Source organism: Pseudorhodobacter wandonensis, assembly GCF_001202035.1.
GTDB classification, from domain to species: domain Bacteria; phylum Pseudomonadota; class Alphaproteobacteria; order Rhodobacterales; family Rhodobacteraceae; genus Pseudorhodobacter; species Pseudorhodobacter wandonensis.
In genome coordinates this window covers 1-19835 of record NZ_LGHT01000017.1, presented here as the reverse complement: position 1 = coordinate 19835, position 19835 = coordinate 1, and the positions used below count along the sequence as shown (strand labels likewise).

General features: G+C 57.8%; 21 protein-coding genes. 10 read left to right on the top strand and 11 right to left on the bottom strand.

Annotation, left to right across the window (positions count from 1 at the left end):
* Nucleotides 1–57: 57 nt before the first annotated feature.
* Genes AKU79_RS02300 through AKU79_RS02285 form a run of 4 tightly spaced genes read right to left on the bottom strand, consistent with a single transcriptional unit; the run spans nt 58 to nt 4353 of the window.
* Nucleotides 58–690, bottom strand: coding sequence for an ABC-type transport auxiliary lipoprotein family protein (locus AKU79_RS02300; RefSeq protein ID WP_050521976.1), 633 nt, complete (start codon nt 688–690; stop codon nt 58–60).
* A gap of 16 nt (nt 691–706) precedes the next feature.
* Nucleotides 707–2425, bottom strand: a complete 1719-nt coding sequence (locus tag AKU79_RS02295; protein WP_050521975.1) for an MlaD family protein — start codon at nt 2423–2425, stop codon at nt 707–709.
* Between the two features lie 3 nt (nt 2426–2428).
* On the bottom strand, nt 2429–3223 hold the full coding sequence (locus tag AKU79_RS02290; RefSeq protein ID WP_050521974.1) for an ABC transporter ATP-binding protein: 795 nt from the start codon (nt 3221–3223) through the stop codon (nt 2429–2431).
* The gene (locus AKU79_RS02285; RefSeq protein WP_050521973.1) at nt 3220–4353 is read right to left on the bottom strand and encodes an ABC transporter permease; all 1134 of its coding nucleotides are present in this window, start codon (nt 4351–4353) and stop codon (nt 3220–3222) included. Before AKU79_RS02285 ends, AKU79_RS02290 begins: the two co-directional genes overlap by 4 nt.
* A gap of 133 nt (nt 4354–4486) precedes the next feature.
* Between AKU79_RS02285 and AKU79_RS02280 the strand changes: the two genes are divergently transcribed.
* Nucleotides 4487–5749 carry a glutamate-5-semialdehyde dehydrogenase gene (locus AKU79_RS02280; RefSeq protein ID WP_050521972.1) on the top strand — a complete coding sequence of 421 codons (1263 nt, stop codon included), beginning with the start codon at nt 4487–4489 and terminating at the stop codon, nt 5747–5749.
* A 57-nt stretch (nt 5750–5806) separates the two neighbouring features.
* Here AKU79_RS02280 and AKU79_RS02275 read toward each other — a convergent pair whose 3' ends face one another.
* Together AKU79_RS02275 and AKU79_RS02270 are read right to left on the bottom strand one after the other, a co-directional pair.
* On the bottom strand, nt 5807–6307 hold the full coding sequence (locus AKU79_RS02275; protein ID WP_050521971.1) for a GNAT family N-acetyltransferase: 501 nt from the start codon (nt 6305–6307) through the stop codon (nt 5807–5809).
* 67 nt (nt 6308–6374) lie between these two features.
* Nucleotides 6375–6965: a histidine phosphotransferase family protein gene (locus tag AKU79_RS02270; protein WP_050521970.1), complete on the bottom strand. Its 591-nt coding sequence runs from the start codon at nt 6963–6965 to the stop codon at nt 6375–6377.
* Between the two features lie 25 nt (nt 6966–6990).
* Between AKU79_RS02270 and AKU79_RS02265 the strand changes: the two genes are divergently transcribed.
* From AKU79_RS02265 to AKU79_RS02255, 3 genes are all read left to right on the top strand, one after another.
* Nucleotides 6991–7176 carry a DUF3553 domain-containing protein gene (locus tag AKU79_RS02265; protein ID WP_050521969.1) on the top strand — a complete coding sequence of 62 codons (186 nt, stop codon included), beginning with the start codon at nt 6991–6993 and terminating at the stop codon, nt 7174–7176.
* Nucleotides 7177–7310: 134 nt separating this feature from the next.
* Nucleotides 7311–8096 (top strand): GNAT family N-acetyltransferase, encoded by a 786-nt coding sequence (locus tag AKU79_RS02260; protein WP_050521998.1) that lies wholly within the window; start codon nt 7311–7313, stop codon nt 8094–8096.
* Nucleotides 8093–8929 carry a lysophospholipid acyltransferase family protein gene (locus tag AKU79_RS02255; RefSeq protein ID WP_050521968.1) on the top strand — a complete coding sequence of 279 codons (837 nt, stop codon included), beginning with the start codon at nt 8093–8095 and terminating at the stop codon, nt 8927–8929. The genes AKU79_RS02260 and AKU79_RS02255 overlap by 4 nt, the downstream gene beginning before the upstream one ends.
* On the opposite strand, the gene AKU79_RS02250 is transcribed toward AKU79_RS02255, so the two are convergent.
* Both AKU79_RS02250 and AKU79_RS02245 read right to left on the bottom strand, forming a co-directional pair.
* The gene (locus AKU79_RS02250; RefSeq protein ID WP_050521967.1) at nt 8926–9546 is read right to left on the bottom strand and encodes a thiamine phosphate synthase; all 621 of its coding nucleotides are present in this window, start codon (nt 9544–9546) and stop codon (nt 8926–8928) included. The genes AKU79_RS02255 and AKU79_RS02250 overlap by 4 nt on opposite strands.
* Before the next feature lie 52 nt (nt 9547–9598).
* Nucleotides 9599–9925 carry a TfoX/Sxy family protein gene (locus AKU79_RS02245; RefSeq protein ID WP_050521997.1) on the bottom strand — a complete coding sequence of 109 codons (327 nt, stop codon included), beginning with the start codon at nt 9923–9925 and terminating at the stop codon, nt 9599–9601.
* Nucleotides 9926–10000: 75 nt separating this feature from the next.
* On the opposite strand from AKU79_RS02245, the gene AKU79_RS02240 reads away from it, so the two are divergent.
* The gene (locus tag AKU79_RS02240; RefSeq protein ID WP_050521966.1) at nt 10001–10777 is read left to right on the top strand and encodes an RNA methyltransferase; all 777 of its coding nucleotides are present in this window, start codon (nt 10001–10003) and stop codon (nt 10775–10777) included.
* A 115-nt stretch (nt 10778–10892) separates the two neighbouring features.
* On the opposite strand, the gene AKU79_RS02235 is transcribed toward AKU79_RS02240, so the two are convergent.
* Complete coding sequence (locus AKU79_RS02235) at nt 10893–11714, bottom strand: MipA/OmpV family protein (RefSeq protein ID WP_050521965.1); 822 nt, start codon at nt 11712–11714, stop codon at nt 10893–10895.
* A gap of 268 nt (nt 11715–11982) precedes the next feature.
* Here AKU79_RS02235 and ctaA point away from each other — a divergent pair, with 268 nt between their 5' ends.
* The 3 genes from ctaA to AKU79_RS02220 are packed head-to-tail and all read left to right on the top strand — an operon-like array spanning nt 11983 to nt 15807.
* The gene (gene ctaA / locus AKU79_RS02230; RefSeq protein WP_050521964.1) at nt 11983–13149 is read left to right on the top strand and encodes a heme A synthase; all 1167 of its coding nucleotides are present in this window, start codon (nt 11983–11985) and stop codon (nt 13147–13149) included.
* Nucleotides 13146–14630: a carboxypeptidase M32 gene (locus tag AKU79_RS02225; protein ID WP_050521963.1), complete on the top strand. Its 1485-nt coding sequence runs from the start codon at nt 13146–13148 to the stop codon at nt 14628–14630. The genes ctaA and AKU79_RS02225 overlap by 4 nt, the downstream gene beginning before the upstream one ends.
* A 10-nt stretch (nt 14631–14640) precedes the next feature.
* Complete coding sequence (locus tag AKU79_RS02220; RefSeq protein WP_050521962.1) at nt 14641–15807, top strand: MFS transporter; 1167 nt, start codon at nt 14641–14643, stop codon at nt 15805–15807.
* On the opposite strand, the gene AKU79_RS02215 is transcribed toward AKU79_RS02220, so the two are convergent.
* Entirely contained in the window at nt 15804–16598 is a 795-nt protein-coding gene (locus AKU79_RS02215; RefSeq protein ID WP_050521961.1) for an enoyl-CoA hydratase, read from the bottom strand. The two genes, AKU79_RS02220 and AKU79_RS02215, sit on opposite strands and share 4 nt — an antisense overlap.
* 93 nt (nt 16599–16691) lie before the next feature.
* Between AKU79_RS02215 and AKU79_RS02210 the strand changes: the two genes are divergently transcribed.
* The gene (locus tag AKU79_RS02210) at nt 16692–17117 is read left to right on the top strand and encodes a PaaI family thioesterase (protein ID WP_050521960.1); all 426 of its coding nucleotides are present in this window, start codon (nt 16692–16694) and stop codon (nt 17115–17117) included.
* Nucleotides 17118–17119: 2 nt separating this feature from the next.
* Here AKU79_RS02210 and AKU79_RS02205 read toward each other — a convergent pair whose 3' ends face one another.
* Nucleotides 17120–17461, bottom strand: a complete 342-nt coding sequence (locus AKU79_RS02205) for a bactofilin family protein (protein ID WP_050521959.1) — start codon at nt 17459–17461, stop codon at nt 17120–17122.
* A 267-nt stretch (nt 17462–17728) separates the two neighbouring features.
* On the opposite strand from AKU79_RS02205, the gene AKU79_RS02200 reads away from it, so the two are divergent.
* On the top strand, nt 17729–19381 hold the full coding sequence (locus AKU79_RS02200; RefSeq protein ID WP_050521996.1) for an amidohydrolase: 1653 nt from the start codon (nt 17729–17731) through the stop codon (nt 19379–19381).
* Nucleotides 19382–19835 lie beyond the last annotated feature (454 nt).

The following is a 19835-nucleotide window of genomic DNA, read 5'->3' as shown; positions in this document are numbered from 1 at the left end:
GCTGCCCCCCTGGGGCTGAAGCCCCATTCCCCCCGAGGTATTTCTACCAAGATGAAATTAGCGTTTCAGGCCAATATTCAAAGCCGCTAGCGCCCACTTGGTGACATCCGACAGAAGGGTCTGGTTTGCGGTGTTAAAGCCTTCGACGAGCGCAAGCGTGTCGGTACTGGCGGCTTGGGCACTGCTGGTAAAGCTGCGGCTGGAAAGAATTGCAGCATCATCTTCGCGAACCAAGCGGGCTGTCAATCGCAGGCGGATCGCGGCGGTTTTGCCATCGGGAGAGGCTTCGGCCTGAAAGTCAGTCAGATCTGTGACCAATGCATAGTCGCCCGAGGCACCCAAAGGGCGGCGACCGACATAGCGGAAAGCGTTAGTATCTTCAAAGCTGCGGACCAACAGTGTTTGCATCATCACCGGCACGTCTTCGGCCCACTTACCATCGGGCAGGTAGGCGGCTTGCAGGGGGTGAGGGCGGATAAGAATCCGGTCGGTGTTTAGCGCGCCGGGGGTAGTGGGAACCTCGACCACAAATTGCCGTGACGTCGCAGCGCGGGCGGCAATTGGCGTTGCCGGGGCGGCAAGGTCATAGGCATCCAGCGGGGTCGCGGCACCGCTGAGGGCAGAAATTGCCGAGCAGCCCGACAAGATTGTAGCGGTGGCAAGCGCGAGCAAATAAGGGCGCGGTGTCATGCTGGCCTCTTTCAAATTAGCGTTTGTAAACAGGGGTGTCGCCCCCAAGGAAGAAGCGCGCGGGATCGCGCTGGATTTGTTTGGTCAACTGTTCAAGGTTGGTTATCAGATCGCGGGTTTCACGCGCCAGTTTGGTGTATTGTGGCAGGCCAACCGTGGTGAAATCGCGGATTGGCGGGTCGGATGCGGCGACCACGCGCGACACGCGTTCAAAGGTTTCTCGCGCCGCGTTTGACGCCGCTTGCAGATCGGCGGTCACGCCCGGAATAGCATCCGAGACACCGGCAATCGCGGCATCCAGCCCGTCGATTGTGCGGCGCAGGTCTGTGACAATGGCGCTGACATCCTCGTTGATCACGCGGTCGGCGCCATTAAAGGTTTTTTCGGCCGCGACGAGGGTGCGTTCGCCCACGGCAAGGGCAGAGTTAATCGCATCGAGTGTGGTATTGGCGCGGGTAAAGCTGTCGGTGACTGCAGCAAGTGCAGTGCTGGCGTCGCCCATCACGGTATCAACCTTGGCACTGGCCGAGGTGAGGGAGTTGCCGACATCTGTCATCACTTTGTTGGCGGTAGCCGTGGCCGCGCGAATATCGGCAACCATTGCGGGTAGATCGGTTTTTGCGGCGGCTGATATTGGGGCTATGGCGGCACGGGCCTCGGCAACCAAGGCGGCGCCGTCAATGGTGACAAGGTTATCAAAGTTGATCGACGCTTTGTCCATCGACACCAAGGTTTCATCCATTTGCGCGATGGCAGCATCGGCGGCTTTGATGGTCGCTTCCAGCTCGGCCAGCCGGGCATTGGCAGCGACACCTGATTTCTGAAACTCGGCCAGCATGGTGCGCGCGTCATTGCTGACCTTGGCCACCTGATCGCGGGTCTCTTGCAGCCCATCGGTCAGGGATTGCGTGGCGGCCTTTAGGTCATGGGAGATGTAGGTTTCGGCAAGTTTCATGGTTTGGGTGGTTTGGTCCAGCGTTTTGGTGCCGGTGGCCATTGTGGTTTGGGATTCCTTGGCCAGATCATTGATGGCGACCAAGGTTTTGTCAGCGGTATCAAACAGCTTTTCGGCCTTTGTGGTGATGCCTTTTACCATGCTGCTGAAATTGGAAATATCATCGGAAAAACTGGCTATCGCGCCCGAAACCTTTGAAAAATCATCGAGCGATTTGGCAAACCCTTCCGAGGCGGTTTCAACGTTTTTCAGGATAGTATCGATGCGGGTGATGTTTTCCGTACTGATCAGCCCGCGCATTTCGCGCACCATATCCAGCACCTCGGTCAGCAGGGCTGGTGCGTCTTCGGTCAGGCTTTGCAACATCGAGCGGCCTGCAGCAATACGCGGGATCGGCAGATCAGAAATGTCGCGCAGCAGCGGGTCAGTCGCTTCGCCCGGGCTGATGCCAACATAGGAAACCCCTGTGACGCCCTGGCTTTCGATTGTGGCCAAAGAGCCGGCGCGAACAGGTGTGTTTTGCGCCACTTCCAGCCGGACAAGGATGGTGCCGTCATTGTCTGGCGAGAGTTTTACCTCGGTCACCTGACCGACGGGCAGGCCTGCAAAGCGCACTTCGGATGCGCGGGCGAGGCCAGAGACAGAGGTAAATTTGACATCGTAATAGGCGAATTGTTTATCAAGCTGGATTTTGCCAAACCAGAGCGCAAATGCCAACATGCCGACAAAGCCGATGATGGTGAACATCCCGATAAGTATATAATTTGCACGGGTTTCCATAGCTTAATCGGCTTTCTTGGCAGGTATGGCATCCATCGCGGCGCGGGCGCGGGGGCCATGAAAATACTCAAACACCCAAGGGTGTTCGACATCAAGCATCTGTTTCATTGTGCCGGTGACGAGCACTTTTTTCTCAGCCAGCACAGCGATACGGTCGCAGGTTGCGTGCAGGGTATCAAGATCATGGGTGACGAGAAAGACCGTAAGCCCCATGCTTTTCGACAGTTGGCGGATCAAGATGTCAAATTCGGCCGCACCAATCGGGTCGAGGCCAGCAGTAGGTTCATCGAGAAACAGAATTTCGGGGTCGAGGGCGAGTGCGCGGGCAAGGCCTGCCCGTTTGCGCATACCGCCAGAAAGCTCGGATGGGAACTTGTCGCCAGCAAGATAGGGCAGGCCGGTAAGGGCGATTTTCAGGTCGGCCATTTGGGCGCGCAATATAGGGTCTAACCCCACAATATCGCGCATCGGCACCTCGATGTTTTCACGGGTGTTCAACGAGGAAAACAGCGCACCATCTTGGAACATTACGCCCCAGCGACGCTCTAGCCGGCTGCGCTCATCATCCGAGGCAGTCAGAACATTGGTGCCGAGAACGTCAATTTCGCCGGCTTTGGGCGTTTGCAACCCGCAGATTGACCGGAGCAGCACCGATTTCCCTGTGCCCGAGCCGCCAACAACGCCCAGCACCTCGCCGCGGTAGACATCAAGATCAAGGTCTTGGTGCACCACATGGTGGCCGAATTGGTTGTGCAAGCCTCTGATGCGGATCACGATCTCTTTTTCGGTTTCGGTCATACACCTACCTGCGCGAAAAAGATGGAAAAGATTGCGTCCGTGACGATAACAGCGAAAATCGCGGTGACAACCGAGGCAGAGGTTTTCTGACCAAGGCTTTCGGCGTTGCTGCCCACTTGCATACCCGCATGGCAACCGACGATGCCAATGATCAGGGCAAAAAATGGCGCTTTGATCATCCCGATCAGCAGGTGCCAGATCCCGGTATTCTCGATCAGCCGAGTCTGGAACATACCGGGCGAGATGCCAAGATCGATCCAGGACATCAATCCACCACCTACAAGACCCGATATGTTGGCGATAAGGCCCAGAATCGGAAGCATCAAAAGCAAGGCCAGAATGCGCGGCACGAATAACGCCCCTGCGACATCAATGCCAAGGGTGCGCATGGCGTCAATTTCCTCGCGCATTTTCATCGACCCGATTGCGGCGGTAAAGGCCGAAGCAGTGCGGCCTGCAACGATGATGGCCGTCAGTAAAATGCCCAATTCGCGCAGAACAGAGATGGCGATAAGGTCAACGACATAGACCTCCGCCCCGAATTGGCGCAGCTGGGTCGAGCCTTGAAAGGCCAGCACAACACCAATGAGAAAGGACATCAGCGCGACGATAGGCACGGCTTTGACGCCGACCTCGGTGCAGTGATGGACAAGCGCGGTAAAGCGAAAGGTGCTTGGGTGGCGGATGGAACGGAACATGCGGTCGATGAACAGGCCAAGATAGCCCAGAAGCTCCAGCAAGAACTGCCCTGAGGCAGCAATGGTGCGGCCAACGTTTTCCAACCGATCCGAGAGTCGCAGGGGTTTGGGGTGGGCGGTATCTGGCTGTGGCAGTGCCTTTTTTATAGCCCCTAACAGCGTTTTGCTCTCTTCGCTTAGGCCTGTGATCTGAAAGCTTTGGCCATTAGATATTGCGTCCTTTTCGGCGATGCAGATGGCCCATGCAGCACTGCTATCAAGCCGGGAAACGGCGGTCAGGTCTATGGTTACAGCGCCAGAGGCCACGGCGCGGGTCAGATCGCGGACAAGTGGCGTCAGGATAACCAGCGAGAACGCGCCGTGCAGAGCGAGGCGGGTTGCGCCTTCGTCTTGGCTGGTTTCAATTCTTGCGGGTAAAAGAGTGTCGGTCACAATCTGGTTTCGCTTGTTTGCTGGGACCTTGCTAGCATGTTGGCGCGATTGCAGCCAATCGAAACCGGCAATTCATTGCATGCCGTGACAATAAAGACTATTTCGGGCGCAGATTTTCAGCAAGGAACACGGCATGGGCGAGATTTCAGCAAACCAGATGATGGTAGAGATTGGCCAGGCGGCGCGGGCGGCGGCGGCCGAACTTGCCTTTGCCAGTGCCGAGCGCAAACATGCGGCGCTGATCGGGGCTGCCGAAGCAGTTTGGGCGGCAAGGGATGAGATTGTCGCGGCCAATGCCAAGGATGTGGCATTTGGTATGGATAAGGGCCTGTCAGATGCGATGCTGGACCGGCTGCGGCTTGATGAAGCACGCATTCGTGGCATTGTGGATGCGTTGCGCACGATCGCCGAGCAGCGCGACCCTGTTGGTGATGTGATTGCCGAATGGGATATGCCTACTGGCCTGCACATTCAGCGCGTGCGCACGCCTTTGGGGGTTGTCGGCGTGATCTATGAAAGCCGGCCGAATGTGACGGCCGATGCGGGTGCGCTGTGCCTGAAAGCCGGTAATGCGGTGATTTTGCGCGGTGGCTCGGAAAGCTTCCATTCCTCAAGCGTAATCCATGCCTGCATGGTCAAAGGCTGCGTGCAGGCGGGTTTGCCTGCGGCGTCGATCCAGCTGATCCCCACGCGTGATCGCGAGATGGTGGCCGAAATGCTGCGGGCGGTGGACCATATCGACGTGATTGTGCCGCGTGGCGGCAAAGGTTTGGTCGGCCTTGTGCAGCGCGAGGCACGGGTGCCGGTGTTTGCGCATCTGGAAGGTATTTGCCACGTTTATGCCGATGGTGAGGCCGATCTGGAAAAGGCACGGCGGGTGGTGATAAACGCCAAGACGCGGCGAACGGGGATTTGCGGCTCGGCTGAATGTTTGCTGATTGATCGGGCGTTTTGGGCCAAACATGGCGCGGTACTGGTTACGGATCTGCTGGCTGCTGGCGTTGAAGTGCGTGGAGATGGCGAGATTGCTGCGGTGCCGGGTGTGGTGCAGGCGGGGCCAGATGATTTTGGCCATGAGTTCCTGGACATGATCATAGCCGCCAAGATAGTCGACGGCGTTGACGGGGCTATCGCGCATATTCGGCAGTTTGGGTCAAACCATACGGAATCGATCTTGACCGAGAATAACGCAGTTGCGGCGCGGTTCTTCCAGAGGTTGGACAGCGCGATTTTGATGCACAATGCCTCGACCCAGTTTGCTGATGGCGGTGAGTTTGGCATGGGCGGCGAGATTGGCATTGCCACGGGCAAGATGCATGCGCGGGGGCCGGTAGGCGCAGAGCAGTTGACCAGCTTTAAATATCTGGTGACCGGGGATGGAACCTGTCGGGCCTGATTTGCGGCATTGAGGGCGGAGCCTCCGGCGGAGGTATTTTGGCCAAGATGATGTGGGTCAGAGTGGGCGTTCGAAGTAGACGATGAAGTGATCCATCTGCGGGGTCAGGTTGTGGTAGGGGCTGCGTTCTTTGAAACCTAGCGACCGGTAGAGCGCTATTGCACCGGTAAGCGGGCGGGCGGTATCAAGTCTGATAGTGTGAAAGCCGACGGCCCGCGCGTGGTCCATAAGCGCGAGACTGATTTGGCGGGCGAGTCCGCGGCCGCGGGCATGTTCGCTGATGAACGGCCGTTGGATTTCGGCGATGCCGGGTTCAAATTCGCGCAGCATGCCGCAACCGAGAGGCTGATCATTTTCCCAATGGATGAGCAGGCAGCCATGGGGCGGGCAGTGAATTTCAGAAAATTTGACAAGCCAGTCAGAGACGTTGTCAGGGTTGTACTTGGCCGTGATTGCAGCGCGGTCTTCGGGCATGGCGGCGCAGAGCGCCTCGATATAGCCGAGAAACAGTGTGCGCAGGGCATTGTGGTCTTGGGGGAAGCGGGCTTGGATTAACATATGCTTGGCTCGGCTATTGCAGCATTGAGCCAAGCACTAGGGGCGGAGGCCGTCAAGTCCTGTTAACCTAGAAGCCGAGGTGAATATCGGTCTCGGCGATTTCGGTGACCAGGCGGCGTTTTTGTTGGCTGATTTCACGGGAGAAAAGCGCGAAATGCACTTGGGCGGGGGCGAGCTCGGGTTTCGGGCTGGCGAGGCTGTCCCAAAGCTCGGGCTCTATCCGCAGGCGTTTGGCGTTGGCGCGAACTTGCCATTTGCCGTTGGACATTGTGACAGTAATACGTCCGCCAAAGGCAAGGGCGGATTCGCAGCATAATATGCCGAGAAAGGCGAGCTTGGCCTCATTTCGGGGGATACCCACGTCGGGTTGCCAATCGATAGAAACCCGGCTGCCGAGGGTTGTATCGGCAAGGATTTTCGCAAGTTCAGCGCGGCCGATCTTTTGCTCGCCAGTTGAAAGGCCAAAAGCGACGCGAAAAAAACGAATGCGCGCGTTGGCGGCGGCAACGCTTTCGGCAATCAAGGTCAGCTCGGGTGAAACGGGTCCGCCTTCCATCATCAACAGCTCTACCCCATTGCCGATTGCGCCGATCGGGCTGATAAGGTCATGGCAAATGCGGGAACCGAGAAGGGCGGCAAGGTCTGTCTGGTCGGTCATTGGGGCCTCTGGTTAGGAGCGGAATATGAATTCGATTTTGGAACCGGGGATGATTGTGCGCCATCCGGGGCAGCCCGATTGGGGCCTTGGGCAGGTGCAATCGCGCGTTGGGGACAGAATTACGGTTAATTTTGAGCATCAGGGAAAGGTAGTGATTGATGGGCGGGTCATTTCATTGCAACCGGTCTGGAGTGGTGAGGCCGAAGCCTAGGCGGATGAGATTTGATTTTCAACCTAGGATTGTGAATTGCCGGCGAATTTCGCAAACTGTGGGTCTTGCTGTCGATGTTGTATTCCGGGCTGCCCCAACTTAAAGCTGCGTTAACCGCTTAGCATGAGGGTATGATGCAGGCCGAGGAACGTCATTTCACGCTGCGCCTTGCGCAAGACAGCCGCGATTTGGCGGCAGCACAGCGGTTGCGCTATCGGGTATTCGTGCAGGAGCTGGGGGCTGATGGGCCGTTAGTCGACCATCAGGCGCAACTGGAGCGGGACGCGTTCGACGCAGTATTTGACCATCTGTTGCTGATTGACACGCGGCGCGACGCGGCGGCGCTGGAAGACGTTGTGGGGGTATACCGTCTGTTGCCAGGGGCCAAGCTGACTATGGGACAGCAGTTTTATTCCGAGGATGAGTTCGACCTGACGGCATTGCGGGCCAGCGGCCGGAAATTGTTGGAATTAGGGCGGTCTTGTGTGCATCCTGACTATCGCGGGGGCAGCGCAATGTTGCATTTGTGGAATGCCTTGGCCGACTATGTCTTGGCGCGTGGCATCGAGGTGATGTTTGGCGCCGCAAGCTTTCATGGCACAGATGTGCAGGCCTTGGCGCAGCCTTTGGCCTATTTGCACCACAAACATCTGGCGCCCGAGGTATTACGTGTGCGGGCGATTGGGCCAAACGCGCTGCCGATGGATTTGGTTTCCGAGGGCGATTTGGACCGGCGGGCGGCGATGTTGGGAACGCCTGCTTTGATCAAGGCCTATTTGCGCTTGGGCGGGTTTGTTGGTGATGGGGCCTATATCGACCACGCATTCAACACAACCGATGTGTGCTTGGTGATGGATACCGGCCTGATGTCGGCCAGGCATCGGCAGTTTTATGAGCGCAAGAAAGCGCCAGAGGCATGACCAATTGGCGTGAAGATGAATTGCCACCGGCCGCGATAGGGGCTTTGGGCTGGCTATTGGTACTGGTTCGGATTATCCCTTTTGCAGCTGTCACTTATGGTGGATTGGCTGCACTATTGTTGGTGCGCGCGATTGAGGCACCTTTGTGCGGTGCGGCGCGGCCGGTGACGCCCTTTATTCCCCAAGGAGTTTGCAAGGCGGCACTTTGGATTATCGGTTTGCGCTTGGCCCGGCGTGGCGTGCCGATGCAGGTGCGCGGTGCTGTTGTCGCAAACCACGCGTCATGGCTGGATATTTTCGTCTTGAATGCCTGTGATCGGGTGTATTTTGTCTCAAAGGCCGAGGTTGCGAAATGGCCGGGCATTGGTTGGTTGGCGCGGGCCACGGGGACTGTTTTCATCGCGCGTAACCCTGCCGAGGCCAAAACGCAGCAGAGCGTGTTTGAAGAACGCTTGCGGGCGGGGCACCGGTTGTTGTTTTTTCCCGAAGGTACCAGCACCGACAGCCTGAGGGTTTTGCCTTTTAAATCAACACTGTTTGCGGCGTTTTTCACGCATGGGATGGAGCATGTGATGCATATCCAGCCCGTGTCTGTGCGCTATATCGCGCCCAGGGGCGCGGATGCGCGTCTTTATGGATGGTGGGGAGATATGGATTTTGCACCGCATTTATTGCGTATATTGGCGCAGCCAAGGCAAGGGCGGGTGGAAATCAACTTTCACCCCGCCGTTGCCATAGATGATTTTAAGGGACGGAAAGATTTGGCCGCGCATTGCGAAGCCGTGATCCGGGCGGCGCATGAGGCGCCGGCGCCCCATGCTGCTTTCAATTAGCCCAAAGGTGCCAGCAGTTTCTTCAACGCGTCCGAGGCGTTTTCGCTGGCCCAGATTTCAGAGCCAATGCCAAAGAAATCGGTGACAGGGCCGAACCGTTCGACCAGCTCGACATTGAGTGCGCCTTCGGCAACCACAGGCACCTCGATCATCGCGGACCACCATTCAAAGATGTCATAGTCGACGCTGTTTCCATCGCCCAGGGTGCTGGCACCGATGGGACCGAAGGAAACGTAATCGGCACCTGCCTCGGCCGCGTTCATGCCATCATGGCGGGTTGTGCCACAAAATGCGCCGATAATCGCATCAGCCCCCATTTCGGCCCGCAGCTTGCGGATATTCTTGCGCGTGTCGGTCAGATGCACGCCATCAAGGCCATGGCGGTCGGCAAGCAGCACATGGTCTTCGACCACAATAGCCACGTCGCGCGCATGGGCAATTTCGCGTAGAGCATCGGCGGCGCGGGATAGGGCGTCTTCGTCGCGGGCAGCGAGCGAAAGGCGGACGCAGGCAATCGCATGCGCATCCAGCACGGCCTTAAGCTGCTCGCCGAAGGCTGCCAGTTCAAATGCAGGCGGTGTGATAAGATAGATTTGTGGGCGCTCTGCTTCGGCCATGTGTAGTGCTCCTGATTGCTGCACGGGCTTTAGCCTAGATTTCGCGGCTTGGCTACTTGGCTGGCAAGGATTTTACGAAACTAAGTGCAAGTGCAAGAATGGCCGCGCGTTTGTCATCGTCATGCAAGGCGTCAAATGCGCATTCCACAAAGCCTTTCATCGGGCGCTTGGTGAAAAGCATCGGTCGCGTTCCAGCAAGGGTAAGGGCGTGGTCATAGGCTTGCGGCCCCACGCGGTACATTGCGCCGCCGTCCAATGTGCCGCAGAGCATATGGCCGTTCAACATAAAGCAGATGCCGCCGAACATCTTTTTCTCGGTTACAGGCAGGCCAACAAGATCATCGCGAAGCAGCCGGGCGGTACCTGGATCATAGGGCATATCTGCTCCTTTGCTTGCCATCGCGTTTGAGCGAGCGTATCAGGCCGGAAAATTGCTGCAAGTGGGGCTGATGAAATGGGTGATGCCGAGACGAGTGCTGATGTGCCAGTTGCTGACCGAGTACCGCCTGTGTTTGTACTGGTACGGCCGCAGATGGGCGAGAATATCGGCGGGGCCGCGCGGGCCATGCTTAACTTTGGGTTAGAGCGTTTGCGTGTTGTTGACCCGCGTGATGGTTGGCCGAACCCAAAGTCGGTGGCGATGGCCTCGGGGGCGGGGCGGTTGTTGGATAAGGCAGGGCCGTATGCCGACGTGCAAGCTGCGATTGGCGATTGTGACTATGTGTTTGCCACGACCGCGCGGGGGCGCGAGTTGACCAAACCGGTGATGACGCCCGAAGCAGCAATGGCGCAGGCGCGCGGGATGATTGCCGCGGGCAAAAAGGTTGGGTTCATGTTTGGGCCCGAACGCGCCGGGTTGGAAAATGAAGACCTTGTGCAGGCCAATGCGATCATTACGGTGCCGGTGAACCCCGAGTTTCCAAGCCTGAATCTTGCGCAATGTGTGTTGTTGCTGGGGTATGAGTGGCAGCGGCAAACCGGCGAGGCCTCGGCCGAGGAAATGGTGTTCAACCGCACTGATTTTGCCACCCGGATCGAGGTCGAAAAGCTGGGTGACCATTTCGAAGAAAAGCTGGAAGAGGCTGGTTTCTTTCATCCGGCGGCCAAAGTGCCGGGTATGAAGCTGAGCCTGCGGAATATGTGGTCACGTTTGGGGCTGACCAAGGCCGAAGTGGCGACATTGCACGGCATGCTGCGCCAGATTGTACGGCATTTTGGCGGGCAGGCGTAAAAGGTTTTTCGGTGAAAAACCTTTGCTTCGCAGAGGATATTTGAAGATAAATGATAGGGAAAACGTGAAAAAGGGGCCCATGGTGAGGCCCCTTTTATTTAGTTTTATTGTTTGCTTAGAAAGAGAAGCGGCGGGTCAGGCCGATGCGCAAAGAAACGTTATTGTCTTTGCCTTGCTGTACGATTGGCGAGGATTTTGCATCGCCGAGATATTTATCCCAACGCACCGCGCCATCGACGCCCCATGTGTCATTGATGGCATAGGTCGCGCCCAGCTCAACCCCGGCGCTTAGGGCGCCGCCTTTGGCGGAATAAGCGGCAAGTGCGCCGCCGCTGGCTGCGGATTCAGCAGCTGTTACGCCGAAATAGGTGTTGGCGTAATCGCCGCTGCCAAAGAATACCCGAGGGCCAACGCGAAGCGTGAGTTGTTCCGACGGGTGCATCACGGCGTTTGCGCCGATTTCGCCGACCCAGGCATGGTGGCCAATGGCGCCGTAGCGTATATCTGCAAAGGCCTCGTAATAGCGCTGGGTGTAGCCGAGGCCGAGACCGATTTCAGCCGATGCTTTGACATCGTTCAGACCGTTCAGCTCGGCGTTGTCTTTGGACGAGCGTTTGGCGATATAGCGGAATGAGCCGCGTGGGGCAAAGCCGTAGGACGTAGCACTTGGGTCTGCATTGCCGATTGAGCGACCGCCTGGCAAAGCAAGATAGTTCAGGCTAAAGCTGAAATCTGCGCCGGCTTTCAGGTCTTTGGCGCCAAAATAGGCCGGCGCGCCGCTGATACCTGCGCGGAGCGTGAAGGCCAGCTTTGGAGCTTTGACCGGTACTGCGGCTGGGGCGATCTGGGTGTCGGCAAGGGGGGCGTCCAGGCTACCTGCAACGGCGGCAAGAGGTGCTGCTGCGATGATAGCTGCTGCGAGTGCTGTAAATTTCATTTTGGGTCCTTTCCGAATCCGGGCCTTATGTAACCAAGGCTTGGTGTATCACAACTTCGGCGCTTTTTACGCCTTTGAGTGATTGGCTTACAGTGGCTGCGCGACGCAGCATTGGTAGCGTTGCATATTTGCTGCAACAAGATGTTGCAGTTTGTGACAGTGTGTTTTTGCACGAAGGGGACTTTTGCTGGTAGCCGCTTGGTGCGCGCTCTTGTAGCGGCCTGTGTGACAGCCTAGTCTTTGCGCAAGTTGAAATCGGAGTCGCAGTATGGCCGGAAAACGCAGTATTTTTGAAGAAGTAGGCGAGGTTACCCGCGCCAGCGCCCCCGTTGGCGGGATGATCCAGCGCAAAGATCGCGGGGCACGTGGGGCTATTCGCATTTGGTTGATGCTGCTTTTTGCGTTGGTGATGGCGATGATTATTGTCGGCGGGCTGACGCGGCTGACTGACAGCGGGCTGTCGATCACGGAATGGCGGCCTGTGACCGGCGCTTTGCCGCCGATGGATGATGCCGCCTGGGCGTTGGAGTTTGAAAAGTATCAGGCGATTCCCGAGTATAAGTTGCAAAACACAGGCATGGACCTTACCGGATTCAAAGCAATCTATTGGTGGGAATGGGGTCATCGGCAGCTGGGCCGGGTGATCGGGCTGGTCTGGGCCGTGGGGTTTCTGAGCTTTTTGGTAACCCGCAAGATCCCAGTTGGCTGGACCGGACGCCTGTTTTTCATCGGCGTCTTGGGCGGTGCGCAGGGTGCTATTGGCTGGTGGATGGTTTCTTCAGGCCTCGGCGGGCAGAATGTGGATGTGGCCTCTTACCGCTTGGCCACGCATCTTGGCCTTGCCTTTATCATCTTTGGATTTATCGCGTGGTATGTCTTTCTGCTGGGTCGAACCGAGGGCGATTTGCTGCAAGCGCGGCGTGCGCGTGAGGGCAAGCTGTTTGGCATGACGACAGGTCTGCTGCATTTCGCGTTTTTGCAGATTCTGCTGGGTGCGCTGGTCGCAGGTATTGACGCAGGGCGCGGCTTTCCAACCTGGCCCGATATGAACGGATTGTTTTTCCCCGCCGATGCCTTTTACGTACCCGATGGGGCAGGGGGTAGCCTGCCCATCTGGCATGCGTTTTTTGAAAACCCCGGTTTGGTGCAGTTCGTCCATCGGATGAGCGGCTATGGCGTGTTTGTCTTTGGCATCGTGGTATGGCTGCGCGGGCGCAAGTCTGCGCATCGGGCCACGCGGCAGGCCTATAACTGGATGATGACAATGCTGTTTGGGCAAGTGGTTTTGGGCATTGTGACCGTTTTGACGGCGGCGCAACTGCATACGGCGATTGCGCATCAGGTGGGCGCAGTCATTCTATGGGTGCTGATCCTGCGGGCGCGGCACTTGGCACAATATCCCCGCTTGGGGTCGATCCGGAAAGGCACGGCATGAATATCCGCACCACTGCATATGAGGACATGATGGCGTTTCAACGCCAAACCGAGGCATTGGGCCAGGTTGCGGGGCGGCTGGGCTGGGATCAGGAAACCATGATGCCGCGCGGGGCCACCAATCAGCGTGCCGAGGAAAGCGGTGCGATGGAGGCGGTTCTGCACGCCCGCCGCACTGATCCGCGGTTTGAAGGCTGGCTGGCCGAGGCCGAGGCCAAAGGCAAGGTGGAAAAGGCGAACCTGCGCCATATCCGCCGCAGTTTTACCCGCAATGCCAAGGTGCCATCACGGTTGGCCGAAGAATTGGCGCGTGTGACGTCCGTATCGCAGGGGATCTGGGCCGAGGCACGGGCAAGCAATGATGTTGCTGCGTTCTTGCCCAGCCTGAAGCGGGTGATCGATTTGCGCCGCGAAGAGGCGGAATGTCTGGCGCAGGGCGGTAGCCTGTATGACGCGCTGATTGATGATTACGAACCCGGCGCCACTGCGGCCAGTTTGGGCGCCATGTTCGACGGCATGCGTCCGCGCCTTGTTGCCTTGCGCGGTGCGATTCTGGATGCCGAGCATCAGCCTGACAGCATAGAGGGGCGCTTTGGCACCGAAGGCCAGATGAAGGTGGCGCGCGAGTTGGCGACTGCCTTTGGCTATGACTGGGATCGCGGGCGGCTGGACCTTGCTGTGCATCCGTTTTCATCGGGGTCTGGGTCGGATGCGCGGATTACAACGCGGGTGGTAGAAAGCGACCCGTTTAACTGTTTTTATTCGACAATCCATGAAGTCGGCCATGCCTGCTATGAACTGGGCATCGACCCCGACTATGCGCTGACGCCTTTGGGTGCCGGTGTGTCGATGGGCGTGCACGAAAGCCAGAGCCGGATCTATGAAAACCAGTTGGGCCGCAGCCGCGCCTTTACCGGATGGTTGATGAGCCGCATGCGGGCGCAGTTTGCCGATTTCAATGCCAAAGATGCGGATGCGTTTTACGGCACGGTCAACAAGGTGCGCGCGGGTTATATTCGGACCGAGGCAGATGAGGTGCAGTATAACCTGCATGTGATGCTGCGCTTTGATCTGGAACGCGCGATGATTTCGGGTGATTTGGCTGTGGGCGATTTAGAGGCCGCATGGAATGACCGTTTCAAGGCCGATTTCGGTTTTGGCGTCGATAAGCCGTCGAACGGGATGCTGCAGGATGTGCATTGGTCGGTTGGGTTGTTCGGCTATTTTCCGACCTATAGTCTGGGCAACCTTTATGCTGGTTGTTTGAATCAGGCGATGCGGGCAGCTTTGCCCAAGCTGGATGAAGATTTGGCTGTGGGCGATACCTCGGCGGCAACGGCGTGGCTGCGCGAAAATGTGCAACAGCACGGCGGGCTGTATGAACCGCGCGAAGTGATTGAGCGCGCTTGTGGTTTCGCGCCACATGAAGGGCCGTTGCTGGACTATCTGGAGGAAAAGTTCAGCGCGATTTACAAGCTGTGACAGGCTTGTTGTGAAACGGGGCGGGCTTGGCGTCTGGCTGCTGGCAACGGGTCAGACGCTAAGCTACGCCTGTTTGTTTTACAGCTTTGCGGCGCTGATCCTGTCGCTTGAGGCCGATTTGGGTTGGGACAAGCGGCTGTTTGCCACGGGGCCGATGTTGGCAATTGGCGTTTCGGCAGTGCTGGCCCCGGTTTTGGGGCGGCAGGTCGATATTGGGCGCGGCCAAGCGCTGCTGATCGGAGGGGCGGCGCTGGGCGGCGTGGCCCTGTTGGCCCTGTCGCAGGTTTGGGCGGTTTGGCAGTATCTGGCGCTGTGGGCCGTGATCGGTTTGGCGCAGGCGGCAAGCCTATATGAGGTAGCTTTTGGCTATTTGGTGCGGCGTTTCGGGGCCGAGGCGCGGCCGCGGATTATTCGAGTGACATTGGTAGCGGGTTTTGCCTCGACCCTTGCCTTTCCGGCGGGGGCGGCGTTGGCAGATGCCTATGGCTGGCGCGTGGCGGTTATAGTTGCGGGGGCGGTGATGCTGTTGGCCACTGCGCCATTGCATTGGCTGGGATGCCGAATGATCCGCAGCGATACGGCGTTGGAGGTGGAAATCAGTCATAAGGGCTTTGCATCGACTGCGCTGCGCAAGCCGGTGTTTTGGGGGCTGGCGGGCCTGTTTGGCCTTGTGGGCCTGAACCACTGGATTTTGATCAGTTTTTTGGTGCCGCTGTTGGTCGGGCTGGGGGTCAGCCATGCTTCGGCGGTTCTGGCGGCGTCGCTGGTAGGGCCAAGCCAAACCTTGGGGCGGTTTTTGCTGATGCAGGTCGAGGCCCGCATGGGTACATCGCGGGTTTTGGCGATTACGGTCGCGATGATGCTTGCGGCTTCGGTGTTTCTGGCTGGTGTCGGTGCCTCGGCGGTGCTGATATTCGCGTTTGCGGCCCTGCAGGGGGGCGCGATGGGGATCATGACGATTTTGCGCCCGGCGCTTGTGGCAGAAACTCTGGGGCGGGCGCAGTTTGGCGCGATCAGCGGGATGCTGTCGATTTCGTCCTTGGGAGCATCAGCGGTTGCGCCGTTGCTTGCCGCCGCGCTGTTTGAGGGCTTTGGCCCGATGGGAATGATCGGCGCTAGTTTTGCCATGGCACTGGGCGCGATGGGGCTGGCGCGTTGGGTTGTCGCACAGAACTAGCTGTGCCAATCCGGTTTGCGCTTTTCCAGAAAGGCGCGGATGCCCTCATCCGTGTCGCGTTGCAGCATGTTTTCGACCATCACTGCGCCGGTATGTGCATAGGCTTCCGCCAGAGACATCTGCGCCTGATCATAAAAGGCGCGTTTGCCGATGCGCACGGCAGAGCCGAGCTTGCTCGCAACAACCTGCGCAAGGGCGAAGGTTTCGCTATCCAAGGCCTCGGGTGGGGCAATGCGGTTGATCAGGCCAATTTCGCGGGCACGGGTGGCGTCGATAAATTCGCCGGTCACCAGCATTTCAAAGGCCTGTTTTGGGGCGACATTGCGGGTAAGCGCGACCATAGGCGTCGAACAAAACAGACCGATGTTCACGCCATTGACGCCAAACCGCGTTCCTTGCGCGGCAACGGCCAAATCGCAACTGGCGACCAGTTGGCACCCAGCAGCGGTGGCAATGCCGTGGGCTTGGGCGATGACAGGTTGGGGCAAAGTGGTGATGGCCTTCATCACCTCAGCGCAGCGGGCAAACAGATCGGCAAAATAGGCGGCGCCTTTGTCTGGCTGGGCGCGGCCCGCTTGCATTTCCTTTAGGTCATGGCCTGCGCAGAATACCTTGCCCGCGCCTCGCAGGATAACAGTTTTGATCGTGCGATCCTGCGCAATCTGCACCAGCCTGTCTGACAAGGCAGCCAGCATGGCATCCGACAAAGCGTTCAGGCTGCCCGGGGTGTTTAAAGTCAGGCGGGTAATGCCACCCCCCAAACCTTCGTGCAGCAAAATTGGATTTGTCATTTGGGGGGCTTTCGTTTTGCTGGGCAATTGCGTCGAGTTTAGCCATGCTGTGCGTGAGGGGAAGAGAATTCCCAAAGGCAATGCAGAGGGTTTATGACGATTGTAATGGATAGTGCCGCGTTGACAGCGTTTTTGCAGCGTGAATTTCCGCAGGTCGCAGATGATTTTACGGTGCTGAGCGTCGATGCCGAGGTTCTAGAGCTGCGGCTAGATGTTGGACCACAGCATTTGCGGCCAGGGGGCACGATTTCGGGGCCGTCGATTTTCGCCTTGGCCGATGTGGCGATGTACTTGGCGATTTTGGCGCGGCTGGGGCCAGTTGCCTTGGCCGTGACCACCAACTGCAGCATAGACTTCATGCGCAAGCCCGCCGCCGGTCGCGCATTGATTGCACGTGCGCGGGTGCTAAAGCTGGGGCGGGTGTTGGCCGTCGGAGATGTCATGATAACGTCCGAGGGCCATGATGCCGACCCGGTTGCACGTGCCGGGCTGACCTATTCTATTCCACCGAAGGGGTGATATCAGGCTTTGGTCATCTTGAAAGACCCTTCAACCTGTGCGCCGCTTTCAATAGTCAGCGCGGAATAGGTGACATCGGCTGTTACATGTGCGGCCGAGCGCAGGGTCAGTGTGGTACTGTCAATCTTGCCGTTTAACGTTCCGCGCAGGTCAATCGTTTTCGCGGAAATAGTGCCTTTGACTTTGCCTTCGTGGCTAAGAACCAGTGTTTCGGCGTTGATTGAGCCTTCGACATCGCCCATCACCTCAACACTGCCTTTGGAAATGATGTCACCGGTGATCTTTAGATCTGACGCGAGGACAGATTTGCCGACGTTACTGCCGGGGCTGGACGGGTTGGACATTTGGCAATTCCTTATTGAGCCGGCTTGCGCCAGTAAATTCCTTGTCCTGATAGAGGACGAAGGGGCGGCACGGGTCAAGCCCGACGTGCGGCCTATGCTCGGATTTCCGCCAAAACGTTGCCTTAAACCTTGATTTTGTCAGGCTGCGGTCAGGTTAGGCCAGAGGTTTGCATGCGGGTTGACGCCAGCCTAGCGCGCGAGGTTAATGATGTATCGATCAAATTCAGTATGCCTGTGCCGGAAAATGTGAGGCGAATTGGGGGCAAAATGCAGGCCGAGCTTATTATTACCAACGCGCGGGTATTGACGATGGACCCAAACCGCCCGAGGGCCGAAGCGATTGCTTTGGGCGGGGGGCGAATTCTGGCTGTCGGTTCAAGACAGAGGGTTGAGGCAATTGCCGGCCCAAACTGTCAGGTGATTGATGCAGACGGGCGCACGGTTTTGCCCGGCTTTGTTGAAAGCCATTTGCATTTGGTGCTGGGCGGGGCCGAGTTGACGCATTTGCAGGTTGGCGGGTTGTACGGATTTGATGCACTCCATCGTGCATTCGCGGATTTTTCCGCGAAAAACCGGGATGCGCCGCTGTTGATGGCGCAAGGGGCGGGGTATGCGATGCTTGACCATCCGATGACACGTGCCGATTTGGATGCGATGGTGCCTGATCGCCCGATAGCAATGGCGGCCGCTGACCATCATACGGTTTGGGCAAATACCGCCGCTTTGCGCGCGGCGGGTATTCTGCACGGCCTTGTCTGCCCGCATGGACATGAGGTGGTCATGGGGCCGGACGGATTAGCGACAGGAGAACTGCGCGAATTTGAGGCTTTTGCACCCGTGGTCGCCTTGGGCGGTGAGGCGCGACTGAACCTTGGCATTGCGACGGGCGAAGAGCCGACCCCCTGGCCGAGCGATGCAGAGATGGCGATTGACCGTGCCAAAGTGGCTGCCGGCCTGCGCCATTGTGCCATGCATGGCATTACGTCGATGGTGAATATGGATGGCAACCGTTTTACATTGGATCTGCTGGACGGCTTGCGCCGGCAGGGGCTTTTGACGGCAAGGGTAAAGGTGCCGTTCCATTATAAACCACATATGGAGCTTTCAGCCCTTGATCGCGCCGAGGCGATGAGCCGCGATTACAATGATGACTGGCTGCAAAGCGGCTTTGTCAAACTGTTCATGGATGGCGTGATTGATAGCCGTACGGCCTATATGCTTAATGATTATCCCGGAATGTCGGGGCATCGGGCAGAGCCGCTGTTTGCGCCCGCACGTTTTGCCGAGATTGCCGTTGAGGCCGACCGACGCGGTTTGCAGATTGCTGTACATGCGATTGGCGATGGCGCCGTGCGCAATACCATCGACGGCTATGAGGCCGCCGCGCGTGCCAATGGTCTGCGCGACATGCGTCACCGGATTGAACATATCGAGCTGATTGACCAGGCAGATGTGCCAAGGCTGGGTGCGTTGGGAATCGTGGCCAGTCTACAGCCGCCGCATGCGCCCGGCACAATGGATTTTGCGCTGCTGCCGACGATGGAAGTGATCGGAGCCACGCGTTGGGCAGATGCGTATCTGTGCCGTTCGTTGGTGGAGCAGGGGGCAAAGGTGGCCTTCGCCAGTGATTGGCCCGTGACAGATGTATCGGTGTTGCGCGGCCTTGGGGCGTCGCAAACTCGCCCCCCATATTCGGGGGGGGTAGATGAGCGGCTTGGTTTGATGGAAAGCCTGCACGCCTATACGGCTGGCGGGGCATGGGCCGCACATCGTGAAGCTGTTACTGGCAGTCTGTCCGTCGGGCTTGCGGCGGATGTGGTGATGCTGACGGGGGACGTAGAGGCGGTTGCCCCCGAATCTATAGCTGAGTTGGGTGTCGCCCTGACGATTTGCGGTGGGCAAATTACCTATTCGTGCTGAGCTTTGGTTTGATTTGGGGAATTGAGTCGGTTTGGGGGGGGGCTTGCGCCGATTCACGTTTGATCTTGTGTTAGATTCGCACGAGATTCGTTCGCTTTTCTGGCCAAGACCGTGTTTCCGTTAGGTAAGCGGTGCCGGGATTTTCATCTTCTTGCGGGAAAATTCTCAATAAACGTTGGTTGAAACAGAAAGATGACGCTGGAAGTGATTTTTCCTCTTGCGGGTTTTGATTGATGTACCTAAAAGCTGGCTTACCGAAACGAAGACGGTTGGAAACGATCGGGACGTAGCGGCGATGGGCTGGAAGGGTTCAGGAAATACTTGGAGATACGGCGGTTGGTTGCGCTAAGATTTAGCGCGGTCAGTTGTTTTTGTCTTCTGCTCTTTGAAATTGATAGTATCTGAAGAGATATGTGGGCGGTTTGGACGTTTCGATGTTTAACCGACGCATATC

Coding starts and splice junctions, on each gene's coding strand:
- AKU79_RS02300 (WP_050521976.1), bottom strand. CDS start 690: ATGACACCGCGCCCTTATTTGCTCGCGCTTGCCACCGCTACAATCTTG.
- AKU79_RS02295 (WP_050521975.1), bottom strand. CDS start 2,425: ATGGAAACCCGTGCAAATTATATACTTATCGGGATGTTCACCATCATC.
- AKU79_RS02290 (WP_050521974.1), bottom strand. CDS start 3,223: ATGACCGAAACCGAAAAAGAGATCGTGATCCGCATCAGAGGCTTGCAC.
- AKU79_RS02280 (WP_050521972.1), top strand. CDS start 4,487: ATGGGCGAGATTTCAGCAAACCAGATGATGGTAGAGATTGGCCAGGCG.
- AKU79_RS02275 (WP_050521971.1), bottom strand. CDS start 6,307: ATGTTAATCCAAGCCCGCTTCCCCCAAGACCACAATGCCCTGCGCACA.
- AKU79_RS02270 (WP_050521970.1), bottom strand. CDS start 6,965: ATGACCGACCAGACAGACCTTGCCGCCCTTCTCGGTTCCCGCATTTGC.
- AKU79_RS02265 (WP_050521969.1), top strand. CDS start 6,991: ATGAATTCGATTTTGGAACCGGGGATGATTGTGCGCCATCCGGGGCAG.
- AKU79_RS02260 (WP_050521998.1), top strand. CDS start 7,311: ATGCAGGCCGAGGAACGTCATTTCACGCTGCGCCTTGCGCAAGACAGC.
- AKU79_RS02255 (WP_050521968.1), top strand. CDS start 8,093: ATGACCAATTGGCGTGAAGATGAATTGCCACCGGCCGCGATAGGGGCT.
- AKU79_RS02250 (WP_050521967.1), bottom strand. CDS start 9,546: ATGGCCGAAGCAGAGCGCCCACAAATCTATCTTATCACACCGCCTGCA.
- AKU79_RS02245 (WP_050521997.1), bottom strand. CDS start 9,925: ATGCCCTATGATCCAGGTACCGCCCGGCTGCTTCGCGATGATCTTGTT.
- AKU79_RS02240 (WP_050521966.1), top strand. CDS start 10,001: ATGGGTGATGCCGAGACGAGTGCTGATGTGCCAGTTGCTGACCGAGTA.
- AKU79_RS02235 (WP_050521965.1), bottom strand. CDS start 11,714: ATGAAATTTACAGCACTCGCAGCAGCTATCATCGCAGCAGCACCTCTT.
- ctaA (WP_050521964.1), top strand. CDS start 11,983: ATGGCCGGAAAACGCAGTATTTTTGAAGAAGTAGGCGAGGTTACCCGC.
- AKU79_RS02225 (WP_050521963.1), top strand. CDS start 13,146: ATGAATATCCGCACCACTGCATATGAGGACATGATGGCGTTTCAACGC.
- AKU79_RS02215 (WP_050521961.1), bottom strand. CDS start 16,598: ATGACAAATCCAATTTTGCTGCACGAAGGTTTGGGGGGTGGCATTACC.
- AKU79_RS02210 (WP_050521960.1), top strand. CDS start 16,692: ATGACGATTGTAATGGATAGTGCCGCGTTGACAGCGTTTTTGCAGCGT.
- AKU79_RS02205 (WP_050521959.1), bottom strand. CDS start 17,461: ATGTCCAACCCGTCCAGCCCCGGCAGTAACGTCGGCAAATCTGTCCTC.
- AKU79_RS02200 (WP_050521996.1), top strand. CDS start 17,729: ATGCAGGCCGAGCTTATTATTACCAACGCGCGGGTATTGACGATGGAC.